The 15,530-nt window shown below is 64.6% G+C and carries 15 protein-coding genes; 8 read left to right on the plus strand and 7 right to left on the minus strand.

The window, feature by feature from the left end; all coding sequences use genetic code 11:
- Nucleotides 1-33: 33 nt before the first annotated feature.
- Nucleotides 34-1,506: an MFS transporter gene (locus ACRVY7_RS08775; RefSeq protein ID WP_431816764.1), complete on the minus strand. Its 1,473-nt coding sequence runs from the start codon at nucleotides 1,504-1,506 to the stop codon at nucleotides 34-36.
- Nucleotides 1,507-1,675: 169 nt separating this feature from the next.
- Nucleotides 1,676-2,593 carry a LysR substrate-binding domain-containing protein gene (locus ACRVY7_RS08780; RefSeq protein WP_431816765.1) on the minus strand — a complete coding sequence of 306 codons (918 nt, stop codon included), beginning with the start codon at nucleotides 2,591-2,593 and terminating at the stop codon, nucleotides 1,676-1,678.
- A gap of 164 nt (nucleotides 2,594-2,757) precedes the next feature.
- Here ACRVY7_RS08780 and ACRVY7_RS08785 point away from each other — a divergent pair, with 164 nt between their 5' ends.
- From ACRVY7_RS08785 to ACRVY7_RS08795, 3 genes are read left to right on the plus strand one after another with little or no spacing between them, the layout of a single operon-like run.
- Nucleotides 2,758-3,366 carry a phosphonopyruvate decarboxylase gene (locus tag ACRVY7_RS08785; protein WP_231894086.1) on the plus strand — a complete coding sequence of 203 codons (609 nt, stop codon included), beginning with the start codon at nucleotides 2,758-2,760 and terminating at the stop codon, nucleotides 3,364-3,366.
- 1 nt (nucleotide 3,367) lies between these two features.
- Nucleotides 3,368-3,979: a thiamine pyrophosphate-dependent enzyme gene (locus ACRVY7_RS08790; RefSeq protein WP_431816766.1), complete on the plus strand. Its 612-nt coding sequence runs from the start codon at nucleotides 3,368-3,370 to the stop codon at nucleotides 3,977-3,979.
- Between the two features lie 14 nt (nucleotides 3,980-3,993).
- Nucleotides 3,994-5,472: an aldehyde dehydrogenase gene (locus ACRVY7_RS08795; protein WP_431816767.1), complete on the plus strand. Its 1,479-nt coding sequence runs from the start codon at nucleotides 3,994-3,996 to the stop codon at nucleotides 5,470-5,472.
- Between the two features lies 1 nt (nucleotide 5,473).
- On the opposite strand, the gene ACRVY7_RS08800 is transcribed toward ACRVY7_RS08795, so the two are convergent.
- Entirely contained in the window at nucleotides 5,474-7,120 is a 1,647-nt protein-coding gene (locus ACRVY7_RS08800) for an acyl-CoA synthetase (RefSeq protein ID WP_431816768.1), read from the minus strand.
- Between the two features lie 109 nt (nucleotides 7,121-7,229).
- Nucleotides 7,230-7,820, minus strand: a complete 591-nt coding sequence (locus tag ACRVY7_RS08805) for a TetR/AcrR family transcriptional regulator (RefSeq protein ID WP_039856320.1) — start codon at nucleotides 7,818-7,820, stop codon at nucleotides 7,230-7,232.
- 111 nt (nucleotides 7,821-7,931) lie between these two features.
- On the opposite strand from ACRVY7_RS08805, the gene ACRVY7_RS08810 reads away from it, so the two are divergent.
- From ACRVY7_RS08810 to ACRVY7_RS08825, 4 genes are read left to right on the plus strand one after another with little or no spacing between them, the layout of a single operon-like run.
- A complete protein-coding gene (locus tag ACRVY7_RS08810) occupies nucleotides 7,932-8,882 on the plus strand; it encodes an ABC transporter ATP-binding protein (RefSeq protein ID WP_431816769.1) in 951 nt (316 codons plus the stop codon).
- Nucleotides 8,879-9,616 (plus strand): ABC transporter permease, encoded by a 738-nt coding sequence (locus ACRVY7_RS08815; RefSeq protein ID WP_431816770.1) that lies wholly within the window; start codon nucleotides 8,879-8,881, stop codon nucleotides 9,614-9,616. The genes ACRVY7_RS08810 and ACRVY7_RS08815 overlap by 4 nt, the downstream gene beginning before the upstream one ends.
- Nucleotides 9,613-10,962, plus strand: a complete 1,350-nt coding sequence (locus ACRVY7_RS08820; protein ID WP_431816771.1) for a sensor histidine kinase — start codon at nucleotides 9,613-9,615, stop codon at nucleotides 10,960-10,962. The genes ACRVY7_RS08815 and ACRVY7_RS08820 overlap by 4 nt, the downstream gene beginning before the upstream one ends.
- A complete protein-coding gene (locus ACRVY7_RS08825) occupies nucleotides 10,959-11,591 on the plus strand; it encodes a response regulator (protein ID WP_049699927.1) in 633 nt (210 codons plus the stop codon). Before ACRVY7_RS08820 ends, ACRVY7_RS08825 begins: the two co-directional genes overlap by 4 nt.
- On the opposite strand, the gene ACRVY7_RS08830 is transcribed toward ACRVY7_RS08825, so the two are convergent.
- A complete protein-coding gene (locus ACRVY7_RS08830; protein ID WP_431816772.1) occupies nucleotides 11,581-12,384 on the minus strand; it encodes a polysaccharide deacetylase family protein in 804 nt (267 codons plus the stop codon). The two genes, ACRVY7_RS08825 and ACRVY7_RS08830, sit on opposite strands and share 11 nt — an antisense overlap.
- Nucleotides 12,385-12,515: 131 nt before the next feature.
- The gene (locus tag ACRVY7_RS08835) at nucleotides 12,516-14,036 is read right to left on the minus strand and encodes an aldehyde dehydrogenase family protein (RefSeq protein ID WP_431816773.1); all 1,521 of its coding nucleotides are present in this window, start codon (nucleotides 14,034-14,036) and stop codon (nucleotides 12,516-12,518) included.
- A gap of 70 nt (nucleotides 14,037-14,106) precedes the next feature.
- On the opposite strand from ACRVY7_RS08835, the gene ACRVY7_RS08840 reads away from it, so the two are divergent.
- Nucleotides 14,107-14,385 carry a hypothetical protein gene (locus tag ACRVY7_RS08840; protein ID WP_431816774.1) on the plus strand — a complete coding sequence of 93 codons (279 nt, stop codon included), beginning with the start codon at nucleotides 14,107-14,109 and terminating at the stop codon, nucleotides 14,383-14,385.
- Here the strand turns inward: ACRVY7_RS08840 and ACRVY7_RS08845 are convergent.
- A complete protein-coding gene (locus ACRVY7_RS08845) occupies nucleotides 14,366-15,523 on the minus strand; it encodes an acetyl-CoA C-acetyltransferase (protein ID WP_431816775.1) in 1,158 nt (385 codons plus the stop codon). The genes ACRVY7_RS08840 and ACRVY7_RS08845 overlap by 20 nt on opposite strands.
- Nucleotides 15,524-15,530 lie beyond the last annotated feature (7 nt).

The following is a 15,530-nucleotide window of genomic DNA, read 5'->3' on the forward strand; positions in this document are numbered from 1 at the left end:
CGGAATGCGGATAATGGTGGCATTCAGTCCAATTCATCGAGATGAAGAGGGACCCTCATCGATGAGCGACTTCGTTCCTGTTTCGGCGTACTGCACTGTCGCCGAGGGAAAGTCGACGGTCGATGGGTTCGACGAACCGACCAGCGAGTCCGGCGAGGCAGCCTGTGCGGAAGTCGACTCCTTCGCGCCGGCGTCGGCCGGGTCGAGCATCGAGTCGCCCCGCGTTTCCTTCATGAAGTACGCGGCGATCCAGGTCAGTAGGGCGCAGGCGGAGACGTAGTAGAAGAAGGCTCCCTCGTGACCGGCCTGCTTGAGTCCCAACGCGATCGGCTCAGCCGTTCCACCGAACACAGCGGTGACCAGGGCGTGAGGCAGTCCGACGCCGAGCGCACGCACCTTGGTCGGGAAGAGCTCCGCCTTCACGATGGGGCTCAATGCCGAGTATGCGGTGACGATGGTCAGTCCCGCCATCATCAGGCAGAAGGCGACGAACGCGTTGGACACGTGGCCGAGGGTTGTCATGATCGGAACCGTGAGCAGCGTGGCGCCCGCACCGAAGAAGAGCATCACCTTGCGGCGTCCGATCTTGTCCGACAAAGCGCCGGCCAACGGCTGCATGCACATGTAGACGAACAGCGCGCAGAAGCTGATCCAGGCGACGGTCTCCTTATCCATTCCCGCGGTGTTGATCATGTATTTCTGCAGGTAGGTGGTGTACGTGTAGTAGCAAACGGTTCCACCGATGGCCAGTGCGAAGACCAGCGCGAACGACTTGCGGTACTGCATGAGGGTGCGGAGTGTTCCCTCCTGCTTGGCGGCACCCGCACCCAGTGCGGCGACCCGCTGCTTCTCCGCGAGGTACTGCGGCGACTCATCCATTCCGCGCCGGATGATCATCACTGTCACCGCTGCGACCGCACCGATCACGAACGGCACACGCCAGCCCCACGAATCCATCTGCGCCGGTGTGAGGATCTGCAGCAGGATGATCTGGATGCCGAGTGCGCAGAGTTGGCCGAGCACGATCGACACGTACTGGAAGCTGGAGAAGAAGCCACGTCGGCCCGGCGTCGCGACCTCCGAGAGATAGGTTGCGCTCGAACCGAATTCACCTCCAACCGAAAGGCCCTGCAGGAGCCGGGCGAGCACCAGGATCACCGGAGCGAGAATCCCGATGGTGGCGAAACCCGGTGTGACCGCGATGAGTAGCGATCCGGCCGCCATCAGCAACACCGATAGTGTCAGTGCGTTACGCCGTCCATATCGGTCGGCGAATCGACCGAGGACGTAGCCGCCGAGCGGTCGCATCAGGAAGCCGACGGCGAACACCACTGCCGCGGAGAGCAATTGGGCCGTTTGGCTTTCGCTGGGGAAGAACACCGGGGCGAAGAACACGCTGAACGCTGCGTAGACGAACCAGTCGTACCACTCGATCAGGTTGCCGATGCACCCTCGGAAGACGTTGGCGACGACGCGCCGGTTGGATGTGGAGGACTGTTGAGTCATCACACGCTCCTTTGTGAAATGGGACTTTTGTGAGGTGGGACTTGCTTTCCCCATCACTGTGGCAGCGGTCACAAGCGCAGCCAATGCCTCGCGGCGTTTCCTAACAGTCCCTTTGGAAAGCTCGTGCCGTTTGCCGATGCCCCCTACCGAAAGCGCGGTCAGACCATCCTCAGACCAGCCGGGCCGACGGCCACCGTCCACTCGCGACAGAGGTGGCGACGACCTCTCCGAGCAACTCGACGACGAGGTCACAAGCCGTCGATTGCGCCCGGTTGCGCGCTACCGCGGTGCCGATCGTCCGTGACAGAGCCGCGCCGACGATCGGCGCACAGCTCACCGCCTCCGCCGCGTCGATCGCCATCGCGGCCGGAAGCACCGTCCACCCGTGACCATCGGCGACGAGCCGACGTTGTACGCCGGCATCGTTGGTCTCCACCGCGACGGAGATGTCGACGCCCGCGGACGCGGCGTCGACGATGCTGCGCAACCCGTGCGGAGGGGCGGGCAGCACGAGGGGATGCTGCAGCAACTCCTCCAGCGCGACAGGTTCGTCGGCGTGTAGACCAGCCGAACTCGGCGCCACCGCCCACAGGTCTTCGCGCAGCAGCGGACGGATGCGAAACGCAGAGGTACTCGGCTGCTCGAAGAGCAATGCGACGTCTACGTCGCCGAGTTCGAGCCACTGTGCCAGGTGCCCCGCGTATCCGATGTCGACGCGCAACGCGATGCCTGGATAACGTTGCGACACAACCGAGATGAGTTCGGCAGCGAGCAGCCCGACGGTCGAGGGCAACAACCCGATACTGACCCGCCCGCGGACATCCTCACCGGTACCCGAGAGCACTTCCGCCCGTGCCCGGTCGAGTTCCTCGAGCGCCCGTCGAGCACGTTCGAGGACCAGCTTGCCGCTGGCGTTCAACGACATCCCCGACCGGCTTCGTTCGAACAACTCGACGCCCAGTTCCGATTCCAACGCGTGGATCTGCTTCGTGACAGCCGGCTGCACCATGTGCAGTGTCTTCGCGGCCGCGGTCACGCTTCCGGTATCGGCCACTGCCAGCAACGCCCGTAGTTGTCTGATCTCCACGTCATCTCCACTCGCCCCGCCGTCGCACGAGGTCGTCGATTGTCGGTCAGCGCTGTCCGCCGGCATTCCGGCACGGAATGCGGAGCCATGCCGAAATTCTATTACCCACTCATTCCCATAACGATAGAGAATCGTTGGCAGCTCAACAACGAAAGGTTCTGCCCATGACCAGCGCGCTTACCGACGGTGAATTAACCAACCACGGTGAATTGACCAACGACGGGGCATCAACCGACGGGGCACCGGTCGAGATTGTCGGCCCCGGCTGGCAACGCGATGTCTTCGAGGTGCTCAAGCAAGGCGGGGTGTCGCAGATCGCCTACGTCCCCGACGCCGGTCACTCCTACGCGATTCGTGCAGCGATCGCCGACCCCGACATCACCGACGTCGTGCTGACGACGGAGGAGGAGGGCGTCGGAGTCACGGCCGGAGCCTGGCTCGGTGGTGTGCGCTCAGCGTTGCTGATGCAGAGCAGCGGCGTCGGCAACTGCGTGAACATGTTTTCGTTGCTGGAGATGTGCCGATTTCCGTTCCTGACCCTCGTGACAATGCGCGGCGAGTACGCGGAATTCAATCCATGGCAGATCCCGATGGGTTCGACCACCCAGCGCGCACTCGAACTCGGCGGCATCACCGTGCTGCGTGCCGACAAACCCGACGAGGTTCGTGAGGTCGCGCAGGCAGCCCTGGAATCGACCTTCCTCGCGGGCGAGCGCACCGCGGTACTACTCGGACAAAGCCTCATCGGCCGCAAGAAGTGGGAGCGAAACTGACATGACCGCAACTGATTTCACCGCCGTACGAGAGACCGCTCCGATCGACCGCCGCGAGTTCGTGTCTGCATTGATCGATCGTGTTCCCGACGCTCTCATAGTCACCGGGCTCGGCTCGGCGTCGTACGACGTCTTCGCCCACGGTGAGCGCGACGAGAACTTCTACCTCTGGGGTGCGATGGGCGGCGCTGTTCCCGTCGGCCTCGGGCTGGCACTGGCGCGGCCCGACAAATCCGTCGTCGTCGTGACCGGCGACGGCGAGATGCTGATGGGGATCGGATCGCTCGGCTCCGCCGCGGTGCGCGCGCCCGACAATCTGACGGTCGTCGTGCTCGACAACGGACACTTCGGCGAAACGGGGATGCAGCGCAGCCACTCCGGGCTCTGCGCACGCCTTCTCGACGTCGCGCACGGCTTCGGGATCCGTCACTGCCGCGAGGTCGATTCGCTCGGCCAGGTAGCCGACGTCGCGTCGAACATCAACGCGCGCAACGGACTCTCGTTCGTGCAGGTGCACATCGACACCGGCGAGCCGCCGCGCGCTCTTCCGCCACGCGACGGAGTCGCCGTGAAGAACAAGTTTCGCGCAGCACTCGGCCTGACCACATTCTGAGGAAGGACGGCACCATGCAGACCTATCAGCTCCGGATCGACGGCTGCTGGCGCGACAGCAGCACCGGTGAGTTCTTCGACTCGTTCGACCCTTTCACCGGGAAACCGTGGGCAAGCGTGGCCCGCGGTAGTGCCGCCGACGTCGACGATGCCGTCCACGCGGCGCACGACGCTCTCACCGACAGTGCGTGGTCGGAGATGACGGCGAGCGCACGGGGCAAGCTCTTGCATCGACTCGGCGACGCAATCGCCGCCAACAGTGCCGAGCTCGCCCGAACCGAGGTGCGCGACAACGGAAAACTGTTCGCCGAGATGTCTGCACAGACCGCCTACATTCCGGAGTGGTTCTACTACTACGGCGGTCTGGCAGACAAGATCGAGGGATCGGTTGTGCCACTGGACAAGAAGGGATACTTCGCCTACACGACGTCGGCTCCGGTCGGGGTCGTCGGCATCATCACACCGTGGAACTCACCGCTGCTGCTGCTCACCTGGAAGCTGGCGGCAGCTCTCGCTGCGGGCTGCACCGTTGTCATCAAACCTTCCGAACATACGAGCGCCTCGACGCTGGAATTCGTTGCGCTGCTCGAGGAAGCGGACCTACCGGCCGGCGTGGTCAATGTGGTCACCGGGTTCGGACAGGAAGTCGGCAGCCCCCTGGTCGATCACCCGCTGGTGCGCAGGGTCAGTTTCACCGGCTCGGACGCGACCGGCAGCAGGATCGGCGCGCAGGCCGCGGGCGGCATCAAACATGTCGGCCTCGAACTGGGTGGCAAATCGCCCAACATCATCTTCGACGACGCCGACCTCGATGCCGCGGTCAACGGGGCGGTGTCGGGGATCTTCGCCGCAACCGGTCAGACCTGTATCGCCGGATCACGACTGCTGGTGCAGTCGTCTGTCCACGACGAGGTGGTCAGACACGTCGTCGAACTGTCGAAGACCGCGCGCATGGGAGATCCGGCCGATCCGGACACACAGGTGGGACCGGTGACAACACGCGACCAGTACGAGAAGGTCCTCTCCTACATCGAGATCGCGAGATCAGAAGGCGCACAACTGAGTCTGGGCGGATCGGCCGCAACCCGACCCGAGTGCGGCGACGGCTGGTTCGTCGAACCCACGATCTTCACCGGTGTCGACAACTCCTCGCGCATCGCGCAGGAAGAGGTCTTCGGTCCTGTGCTTTCGGTGATCCGATTCGACGACGAGGCCGAGGCGATCGCCATTGCGAACGACTCCCGATATGGTCTCGGCGCAGGCGTCTGGACCTCCGACATGGCGCGCGCATTCCGGATGACTGCGGCGATCGAGTCGGGCACGGTGTGGGTCAACACGTATCGTGCGGTGAGCTACATGATGCCGTTCGGCGGCGTCAAGGAGTCCGGCCTCGGTCGCGAGAACGGCATCTCGGCGGTGGACGACTATCTGGAGACCAAGAGCGTGTGGATCAACACCGGCTCACCTTCCGGGAATCCCTTCGTGCTGAAGTGAACTAGCTCGATCCCGCGATCTCGGCGTGCTCGACGCGCAGGTTCTTCTTGAGGATCTTGCCCGACGGGTTCTTCGGCAACGCCTCGGCGAACACGACGAACTTGGGTCGCTTGTACGGAGCGAGGATCGACGAAAGATGTTCCACCACTTCGTACTCTGACAGGACCACACCGTCCTTGGGAACGACGACAGCCGTGACGGCCTCGATCCACTTCGGGTGCGGCACACCGAAGACGGCCACCTCCGCGACGCCGTCGTGAAGGTAGATCGCCTCCTCGACCTCGCGGGACGCGACGTTCTCGCCGCCGGTCTTGATCATGTCCTTCTTGCGGTCGACGACCGACAGGTACCCGTCCTTGTCGATCACGCCCAGGTCGCCGGAGTGGAACCAGCCGTTGCGGAAAGCCTCGGCGGTCTTGTCCTCGTCGGCGTAATAGCCCAGTGCCGCATGCGGACTGCGATGCACGATCTCCCCGACCTCGCCGACGGGCACCGGATTGTCCTCGTCGTCGACGACGCGGGTCTCGACGTTGAGTGCCGCGCGCCCCGCCGATCCCGCCCGGTCGAGTTGCTCGTGCGGCTGCAGAATGGTTGCCAGCGGCGACATCTCGGTCTGTCCGTAGAAGTTCCAGAGGCGAACGTCGGGAAGCCGACGTGCCAGCTCACGTAGGACCTCGACGGGCATCGCCGCGGCGCCGTAGTAGCCCTTGCGCAACGACGAGAGGTCGCGGGTGTCGAAGTCGGGGTGGCGCAGCAGCGAAATCCACACGGTGGGTGGGCAGAACAGTTTGGTAACGCGCTCGGCCTCGATCGTGGCCAACATCGTTGCGGCGTCCGGCGCGTGCAGGATGATGCTGGTCGCACCGAGGTAGACGTCGACCGAGAAGAAGCAGTCCAACTGGGCGCAGTGGTACATCGGGAGTGCATGGATCTCGACGTCGGAGCCCTCCATCCCACCGTCGACGATGCAGGAGACGTACTGCGTCATCAGCGATTTGCTCGACAGCAGAACACCTTTCGGCCGTGACTCGGTGCCCGATGTGTACATCATGCGGACCGGCTCGTCGTCGTCGATGACAATGCCGGGGGCAGACGCGTCGCCGGTCGTCATCCATTCTGCGACCGGCTCGAACCCCTGCGGTGCCTGTACTCCCGCCAGGGGAATCCACCCGCGGATGTCGATGGGCGTACCCGCGGTCGCGATCGCTTCGATGACCGTCGGCCCGAGCGCATCCTCGACGACGACGCCCGACGCCTGGCTGTGGTCGAGGATGAAGGCGATCTCGGAGACGCCGAGCCCGAAGTTGATCGGTACGAGGATTGCGCCGATGCGCGCGCATGCGAAGTTCAGCACGGCGAACTGCCACGAGTTGTGACTGATCAGCGCCAACCGGTCGCCACGATCGAGTCCGCGCGCGGTGAGCGCGCTGGCGCAGCGGTTGACCGCAGCGTCGAACTCGACGTAGGTGAGGCGCACATCGCCGTCGATGATCGCCACCTTGTCGGGCGTGCGTGCAGCCGTGCGATGCAACATGTCGCTGATCGTGTTGCCGCGTGCCGTCGCCACCGCCGCCTGTGTTGATTCAGTGAAGGACGATTCCCTCGAGATCAATTCCTTCAAGGTCGACTCACCGTTACCTGTACTCACCGCGCGCTCCTTCGTCCCTGCCGAACGACACCCAAATTACTAGGTCATCCAAGTATATGGACGCGAATCGGCAGCTTGAAGTCAGCTCGAGGACTGGGTGGGTAAGGATTTAGCGCGGCAGTATCCCGTCGAGCACGATGGACAGGTACTGCTTGGCGATGTCGTCGACCGACAGCGAGCCGCCCGGCCGGTACCAGCGGACCGCGACCCAGACGGTGTCGCGTAAGAAGCGGTACGCCAACTCGATGTCGAGGTCGGCACGGAACTCACCGTCGGCGACGCCGCGCGCGAGCACCGAGTGCCACAGTTCACGGAACTCGACGTTGCGCTCGTTGATGTACGCGAAACGCTCTTGTCCTGCAAGGCGTTTGGCTTCGTCCTGGTAGATGGCGACCGCATGGCGTTGTGCGCCTATCGATTCGAACGAGGCGACGACCAACTCGCGCAGCGTCTCCGTCGCGGAGAGGTCTGCGGCGGCGATCTCCTGGTATCGCGCGAAGAGGGAGTCGAGGAAGCTCCGCAGGATCTCGTCGACCATCGACTCCTTGGAATCGAAATGGTGGTACAGGCTTCCCGACAGGATGCCGGCGGAATCGGCGATGTCGCGCACCGTCGTCGACCGCAGTCCCTGCTCAGCGAACATCCGACCTGCCGTCGCCAGCAGTTCGTCTCGCCTGGTTGACCCGTTGCGCGTCGCCACTCGCCAACCCTAGCAACTGCTTGGGCGTCGACGTGGGTCCACCGATCGGCTGAGTCGAATGTAGTCGAGCGGTGGATCCGCACGCGGCGTGCGCGGCGGATCGTTGTACGCATGGCAATGATCGAAGTGGCAGGACTGACCAAGAGCTACGGCGACAAGCAGGTGGTCCGTGGCGTCGACCTCGAGATCGCCGAAGGCGAGATCTTCGGCATCCTCGGCCCCAACGGGGCAGGTAAGACGACGACCGTCGAGTGCATCGGTGGACTTCGCCGACGCGACGGCGGCCATGTGCGTGTCGCCGGGTTCGATCCGGCCGACGAGGGACGCGGACTCCGCGAGGCCCTCGGCATCCAACTGCAGGAGTCGCGCCTGCCCGAGAAGCAGACCGTCGGCGAGGCGATGCGGCTGTACTCCAGCTTCTACTCGGCACCGCGTGACTGGCGTGAACTACTCGACCGACTCGGTATGAGCGGCCACGAAGCGACCTACTTCGGCAAGCTCTCGGGCGGGCAGAAGCAGCGTCTGTCGGTGGCTTTGGCACTCATCGGCAATCCGAAGGTGGCCATTCTCGATGAGTTGACCACCGGACTCGATCCGAGCGCGCGCCGCGAGGTGTGGGGTCTGCTCGAAGACCTCAAGGACACCGGCGTCACGCTCCTGCTGGTCAGCCACTTCATGGAGGAAGCTGAACGGCTGTGCGACCGCGTCGCCGTCATCGACGACGGGCGCGTCGTCGCCCTCGACACCCCGGCAGATCTCGCGACCGCGGTGCAGGCCGACCAACGGATGTCGTTCATCCCGACGGCCGCCGTCGACCTCCACGCGCTCGCAGCGCTTCCCGACGTTCACCGCGTCGAGCGCACAGGAGAGCGGGTTCTCGTCACCGGGACCGACAACGTGGCCTCCGCCGTCATCATCGCGCTGCACGAGCACGGCATCGCGTGCGGCAAGCTCCGCGTCGACCAACCGAGCCTCGACGACGCGTTTCTCGCGCTGACGCACGCGCCAGACCTTCATGTTGCCGCCACAACCGAAAACGATTCCGAAGGAGTACGACGATGAGCGCCACCACCGCGATGATCGGTTCCGAAGCGAAGCTGTTGGCCCGTAACCCGGGGGTTGTGATCTGGACGGTGATCCTGCCCGTCGCGGCGTCGATCATCATCGCGTCGATCCCCGCCGCGCGCCAACCGCTCGACGAATTCGGCGGCCTGAGCGTGTTTCAGGTGTACCAGCCGATTCTGGTGCTGTTCGTCGTGGCGTTGCTCGCCGTCCAGGCGCTACCGGACGTACTTACGAGATACCGAGAGATGGGCATTCTCAAGCGATTACGCACTACTCCGGCATCTCCGAGTCTCCTGCTGGTCGCGCAGTTCGTGTTGACCTCCGCCGTCTCGATCATGTGTCTCGCGCTGATCGTCGTCGTACCGGGGATCATCGCGGGGCAGTGGCCGCAACATCCCGTCGGGTTCATCGTCAGTTATGTGCTGACGGGTTGGGCGTTTCTCGGCCTGGGCATGGTGATCGCGTCGCTGTTCCGGAACGCGAAGGTCGCTGCGGGATTCGGCTCACTGGTGTTCTTCGTGTTGATGTTCTTCGCCGGATTGTGGGTACCCCGGGCGACGATGCCCGAGTGGTTGCACGTCACGTCGAACCTCACTCCCTCCGGAGCGGGCACACAAGCACTCGTAGATACCGCGACGACGGGCTGGCCAGCGATCGGGTACTTCGGCACACTACTGGTGTGGGGCGCAGTGACCACCGCGATCGCGGTCCGGACCTTCAAGTGGGAGTGAACAGCCCATTCACCACCACTGCGCTGGCGCACGGCCTGTTCCGACGCAACCTCGAGCGTGAACCGCAGGGACGCTGGCGCGACTGTCGGCACGAGCTGACCTGGCCGGACATCATCGTGCCCCCCAGTGCCGAGGTGTGGACGCTTCGGGTTCTCTATCTCGTCGCGCTTGTCGTCGCCCAACTCGTGCCCGCGTCGTCGACGCAGCATCTGGTGAGTGCCTCGGCGTTGATCGCGCTGATGGTCTTCACCGAGATCTGGACTCGCGTCAACATCGGGCCCATGTGGCGGCGTGTGGGGATCTTCGCTGTCACCACCACGCTGATTGCCGTCGCGATCGCCGCGACACCGATCGCAGGCATCGCGTCGTGGGCGGGTTACATGCTCTACGCGTCATTGTTCACCGGGCTCCCGATGGTGCTGACCATCAGTGTGTCGTGCGTGCTGATGACGGCGACGCAACGCTATGGCTGGGAGAACCTCGCCAATCCCTGGTGGGCGTCGGTGCTCGCGTGGATTCTGAACTTCGTGATCGGCGTCGCCGTCGTAGTCGTGACCGACGCACGCGAGACATCCGTGATACGGCGCAACCAGCTCACCGAAGACCTCCTCGCAGAACGTTCCCGCACCGCCCGACTGCAGTCCGAACTCCTCGAGCAAGCACGACTCGTAGGCATCCGCGACGAGCGTTCCCGCCTCGCCCGCGAATTGCACGACACCGTCGCACAGGGATTCGTCGCGGTGGTCACGCAGTTGGAATCCGTCGACGAGACTGAACTGTCCGACGCCACCCGCGACCGTGTGGACAACGCGAAAATGCTTGCGCGCGAAGGACTCGGCGAAGCACGACGCGCGGTGAACGCACTCCGACCGCTCACACTGGACGCACAACCGCTACCCACCGCTGTACAGGATCAGCTCACCGCCTTCTCCAAGCGCAATCACATCACCGCGGTACTGCGGGTCGACGGCGACGCCCAAGACCTCGGCGGCAGCGACGACACCGTACTGCGCATCCTGCAGGAATCACTGGCGAACATCGCCAAACACGCGGGTGCGCAGCAGGTCGTGGTGACGCTGACCTACCTCGACGACGAACTGCTGCTCGACATCCGTGATGACGGAGACGGTTTCGACGTCGACGCGGTACGACGATCCGCTCACAGCGGCTTCGGGCTGACCGGCATGTCCGAACGCGCGCAGTTGCTCAGCGGCACCGTCGTCGTCGAATCCGATCCCGGTGCGGGTTGCGTTGTCTCCGTGTCGATTCCCACCGAGCGGTCGATTCCCACCGAGCGGTCGATTCCCACCGAGCGAAGCGATGTGCCGAAAGGAGTACCGCAATGAGCTCGCGGTCGGACCAGATCAGCATCCTCGTCGTCGACGATCATCCGGTGGTGCGCGACGGGATTCGCGGGATGCTCGAGCGCGAAGCAGACCTCACCGTCGTCGGCGAGGCGACCAGTGGCGACGAGGCACTCACCCAGGTGGCCGCGCTGACACCCGACGTCGTGTTGATGGATCTGCGCATGCCGGGATCCGATGGTGTCGGGGCGATTCGCGCTCTGCGCGCAGCCGACCGCGACTGGCCGCGCATCCTGGTGCTGACGACGTACGACACCGACACCGACATTCACGCGGCCGTCGACGCGGGAGCCGACGGCTACCTTCTCAAGGCAACCCCGCGCGAGGATCTGATCTCAGCGGTGCGTCGTGCGGCAGCGGGTCACAGCGTTCTCGACCCGAGCGTGGCGGGAAGCCTGATGAGCCGCAACCGAGCCGACACCCTCACCGAACGAGAGCGAGAAGTGTTGCACGCCATCGCCGGTGGCGGCACCAACCGTCAGGTCGCCGCCGAACTGATGATCAGCGAGGCGACGGTGAAGACGCACCTGCTGCGGCTCTACCCGAAGCTCGGTGTCGCCGACCGTGCCGCGGCCGTGCGAGTTGCGTTCGAGCGCGGACTCATCCGGTGACGAAGTAGTCGTCGAGGGTGACCATGGTCAGCTTTCGTTCTCTGATGATCTCCGCCAGTTGTGGGTAAATGTGCGTCACCGCAGGGTGATTGGCGTGCCCGATCACCACGGCTTGCTGGTGGAAGTAGGTGCGCGCGTTGGCGATGATGTCTTGCTCGCGGAGTACCCGCTCGTCCCCCAACGTCCCGTACCACATGGTCGACGCCGTGTAGCCCTGGTCGGCGGCGACGCGGTCGACCGCCGCATTGCGGTGTCCGTAGGGCGGACGATAGAACGGGGTGCCGTCGACTCCGAAGGTGTTCTGCAAGAAGCGCTTGTTGCGGTTGAGCTGGTCGGCGATCGCACTCTCCGACAATGAGGTCAACGAGGGATGCGTCCAGGTGTGGTTACCCAACTGGATCTGACCCGATTCCACCAGCGGCGCAAGCGAACTCCGATGGTCGGTCCAACTCTTGTAGACGCCGGTCACAAAGAACGTGAAGCGCGCACCGGTGTCCTGCGCGAACTTGATGTACGCGCCGACGACGTCCGACCGCACCCCGTCGTCGATGGTCAGCGCGAGGTAGTTGCCGTGCCCGGGTAGCGCGGTGATCGGCCCCTTGGGAAGCGGCGCCTTGCTGGGAACAACGGGTGGGGGTGCAACGAGGGGCGGCGTGAGCAACTGCTCGGGCAAGCCCGGCAACCGGAGGTTCGGTGGAAGTCCCGGCGCCGCAGCTGCTTTCGATTCAGACAAACCGGATATCGCAACGACGGTGCCTGCCGCCAGTGCTGCGAGGAAATGGCGACGGTCCACGCCGTCCACTTAACAGCAGAGCCACTGGCCACACCAGTCACAAGAGGGGCACAGATGGTTCATGGGTGGGTAAAGCCCCTGAAGGATCTACCCACCCATGACGGGGTGTGACGTCGCTGAGCCTTAGTGGCTCAGCGCTTACGCGCCTTCTTCGCGGCGCGCTTGTTGAGTTTGCTCCAGAACTTGATCTGCCCGTTGGCCATTCGCGTGTCGCGCTTGGTGAACGGCGGCGCGATCATCTCGGCGACGGTGAACGGCATCGTCGAAAATGCCACTGCGCGTGCATGGCTGAACGTCTCGAAGCCGGTCTTGCCGTGGTAGGCGCCCATGCCGCTGCGGCCGATGCCGCCGAAGGGCAGTTCCGCACCGAACATGTGCAGTGCGAAGTCGTTGCCGTTGATCGATCCACTGCGCGTGTTGTCGGCAAGCCGCTTGAAGTTGGCGTTGTCGTCGCCGCACCAGTACATGGTCAGCGGATGGGGATTCGCTGCGATGTGGGTGATCGCCTCGGTCAGATCGCGGTACGGGTAGACACTCAGGACCGGGCCGAACACCTCGTCGTCGGCGATCTTCATGCCTGCCTTGACGCCGGTGAGCAGCGTCGGCGGGATCTTGCGGCGCTCGGCTGACGGAAGCTGCTCGCCGCCGGGGATCACCTGCCGCTTGGTAGCACCGAGTTCGACGGCGTCGTCGATCAGTCCGACGATGCGGTCGTAGTTCTTCTGGTTGATCGTCGACGTGTAGTCGGAGTTGTCGTAGATCGTCAGGAAGCTCTTGGTCCAGTGGGCGATGACCTTGTCGGTGAACTCACCGAGCTTGGCCTCGGGAACGAACACATAGTCGGGACACAGACACACCTGTCCACCGTTGGCCATGCGGGCCTCGGCCAACATTTTCGCGGCCTTGCCGATGTCTGCCGAGACGTCGACGACGGCCGGGTTCTTGCCACCCAACTCGAGCGTCACCGGCACGAGGTTCTTGGCAGCCTCCTGCGCCACCGACGACCCCACCTCGGGCGAACCGGTGAAGAACAGATGGTCGACGGCGAGCTTCGCGAAGTCGGAGCCCGAACCGTGCTTGGGCGTGATGACCGCGAGTTCTTCGATGGAGAAGTAGTCGGGCGCGTGCCGCGCGATGACCTCGGTGGTGCGCGCGGTGATCGACGACGGCCGCATCAGCACGCGGTTACCGGCCGCGAACGCCGAGGCCGCGGGAACGAACGTCAACTGCAGCGGGAAGTTCCACGGACCCATGATCCCGACCACGCCGAGCGGATCGTGCCGCACGCGCTGCTTGAATCCGATCAACCCCTGCACCCGCGCCGACGGCGTCTCCTTCATCCATTCCTTGACACCACGGCGCTGGTGGGTGATGTCGATGAGGCATCCGGCGACGTCGGCCGTGATGCTCAATTCGGCTGGGCGCGTGCCGAAGTCGGCGGTCAGCGCCGCGCAGATCTCGTCGGAGTTGTCGAGCAGGAGCGACCCGAGCCGCGCGATGCGGTCGATGCGCGTGTTGGCATCCGGAATGCCGTCACGCAGGAACGCGGCCTGCTGGATCTCGAGCAGTTCGGCCATCGAGTGAGCCTCCGACGAGACCCCCTTCTCGATGCGGCGTCCCGCTCCGGTCGTCACGTCCGCAGGCTTGGTCATGGTGGCTCCTTGAGGATTTGCGGGTACTCAGAGGCATCGTCGGTGAGACGCCGCCCCGATTGTGTATCACATGCTATGCCGTAGATCACACGAATGCGAGCGCGGGTCGACGGCGCACACCCCGCCGACGCACAGTCGGCGCGAGGAAGCGCACAGTCGGCGCGGGCGAACCGTCGACTGGGCGCTCGAGACCGTCGACTGTGCGCTCGAGACCGTCGACTGGGCGCTCCGTACTGCCGACTGGGCGCCCGAGACCGCCGACTGGGCGGTCAAAACTATCGACTGGGCGCACGAAACCGTCGACTGGGCGCTCGAGCGTGCCGACTGGGTCAGCCGAGGCGCTCGATGATCGTGACGTTGGCCGTGCCGCCGCCCTCGCACATGGTCTGTAGGCCGTAGCGGCCGCCGGTGCGCTCCAGTTCAGCCAACATCGTCGCGAAGAGCTTGGCCCCCGTGGCTCCGAGAGGATGCCCGAGCGCGATTGCCCCGCCGTTCGGGTTGACGCGCGCCGGGTCGGCGCCGGTCTCCTTCAACCAGGCGAGGACCACCGAAGCGAACGCTTCGTTGATCTCGACGACGTCGATGTCGTCGATGCTCAGCCCCGACTTGGCCAGCGCGTACTTGGTCGCGGGGATGGGCGCGGACAGCATCATCACGGGGTCGTCGCCGCGGACCGAGATGTGATGGATGCGAGCGCGCGGGGTCAGGCCGTACTCGACGAGCGCCTTCTCGCTGACCACCAACGCGGCCGACGCCCCGTCGGAGATCTGCGACGCCACTGCCGCGGTCAGCCGCGAACCGTCGGCGAGCGGAGCCAGCCCGGCCATCTTCTCCAACGACGTCTCACGTGGGCATTCGTCGACGACGCAGTCGGCCAGTGCGACGGTCTCGCCGTCGAACCGTCCCTGTGCAATCGCGGCTTTGGCCCGCTGATGTGACTGCAGCGCCCAGGCCTCCATATCCTCGCGGCTGATGTCCCACTTGTGCGCCATCAGGTCGGCGCCGACGAACTGCGAGATCTCGGCGTCGCCGAATCGTTCGCGCCAGCCGACGGATTCGGCTGTCGGCGTGGTGAATCCGAACTCCTGACCGGCAATCATGGCCTGCGAGATGGGGATTGCGCTCATGTTCTGCACGCCACCGACCACCACGACGTCCTGCGTCCCACTCATCACACCCTGCGCTGCGAAGTGGATGGCCTGTTGGCTCGAACCGCATTGACGGTCGACGGTGGTCCCGGGTACCTCCAGCGGCATTCCAGCAGCCAGCCAAGCGGTTCGGGCGATATTTCCCGCCTGCGGACCGATCGCGTCGACACATCCGAAGACGACGTCGTCGACGACTGCGGGATCGATTCCTGTCCGACTGACGAGTGCAGAGATGACATGCGCACCCATGTCGGCCGGATGCGTCTTGGCCAGGGAGCCGTTGCGTTTGCCGACGGGCGTGCGAATGGCGTCGACGATGTACGCCTGTGGTGTGCTCATGAGAACT

It is taken from the genome of Gordonia jacobaea, from assembly GCF_965344965.1.
Taxonomy (GTDB): domain Bacteria; phylum Actinomycetota; class Actinomycetes; order Mycobacteriales; family Mycobacteriaceae; genus Gordonia; species Gordonia jacobaea.

Bases quoted from the DNA above. Each gene is read 5' to 3' on its own strand.
- ACRVY7_RS08775 (WP_431816764.1), bottom strand. From the start codon at position 1,506: ATGACTCAACAGTCCTCCACATCCAACCGGCGCGTCGTCGCCAACGTC.
- ACRVY7_RS08785 (WP_231894086.1), top strand. From the start codon at position 2,758: ATGACCAGCGCGCTTACCGACGGTGAATTAACCAACCACGGTGAATTG.
- ACRVY7_RS08790 (WP_431816766.1), top strand. From the start codon at position 3,368: ATGACCGCAACTGATTTCACCGCCGTACGAGAGACCGCTCCGATCGAC.
- ACRVY7_RS08795 (WP_431816767.1), top strand. From the start codon at position 3,994: ATGCAGACCTATCAGCTCCGGATCGACGGCTGCTGGCGCGACAGCAGC.
- ACRVY7_RS08810 (WP_431816769.1), top strand. From the start codon at position 7,932: ATGGCAATGATCGAAGTGGCAGGACTGACCAAGAGCTACGGCGACAAG.
- ACRVY7_RS08815 (WP_431816770.1), top strand. From the start codon at position 8,879: ATGAGCGCCACCACCGCGATGATCGGTTCCGAAGCGAAGCTGTTGGCC.
- ACRVY7_RS08825 (WP_049699927.1), top strand. From the start codon at position 10,959: ATGAGCTCGCGGTCGGACCAGATCAGCATCCTCGTCGTCGACGATCAT.
- ACRVY7_RS08835 (WP_431816773.1), bottom strand. From the start codon at position 14,036: ATGACCAAGCCTGCGGACGTGACGACCGGAGCGGGACGCCGCATCGAG.
- ACRVY7_RS08840 (WP_431816774.1), top strand. From the start codon at position 14,107: ATGCTATGCCGTAGATCACACGAATGCGAGCGCGGGTCGACGGCGCAC.
- ACRVY7_RS08845 (WP_431816775.1), bottom strand. From the start codon at position 15,523: ATGAGCACACCACAGGCGTACATCGTCGACGCCATTCGCACGCCCGTC.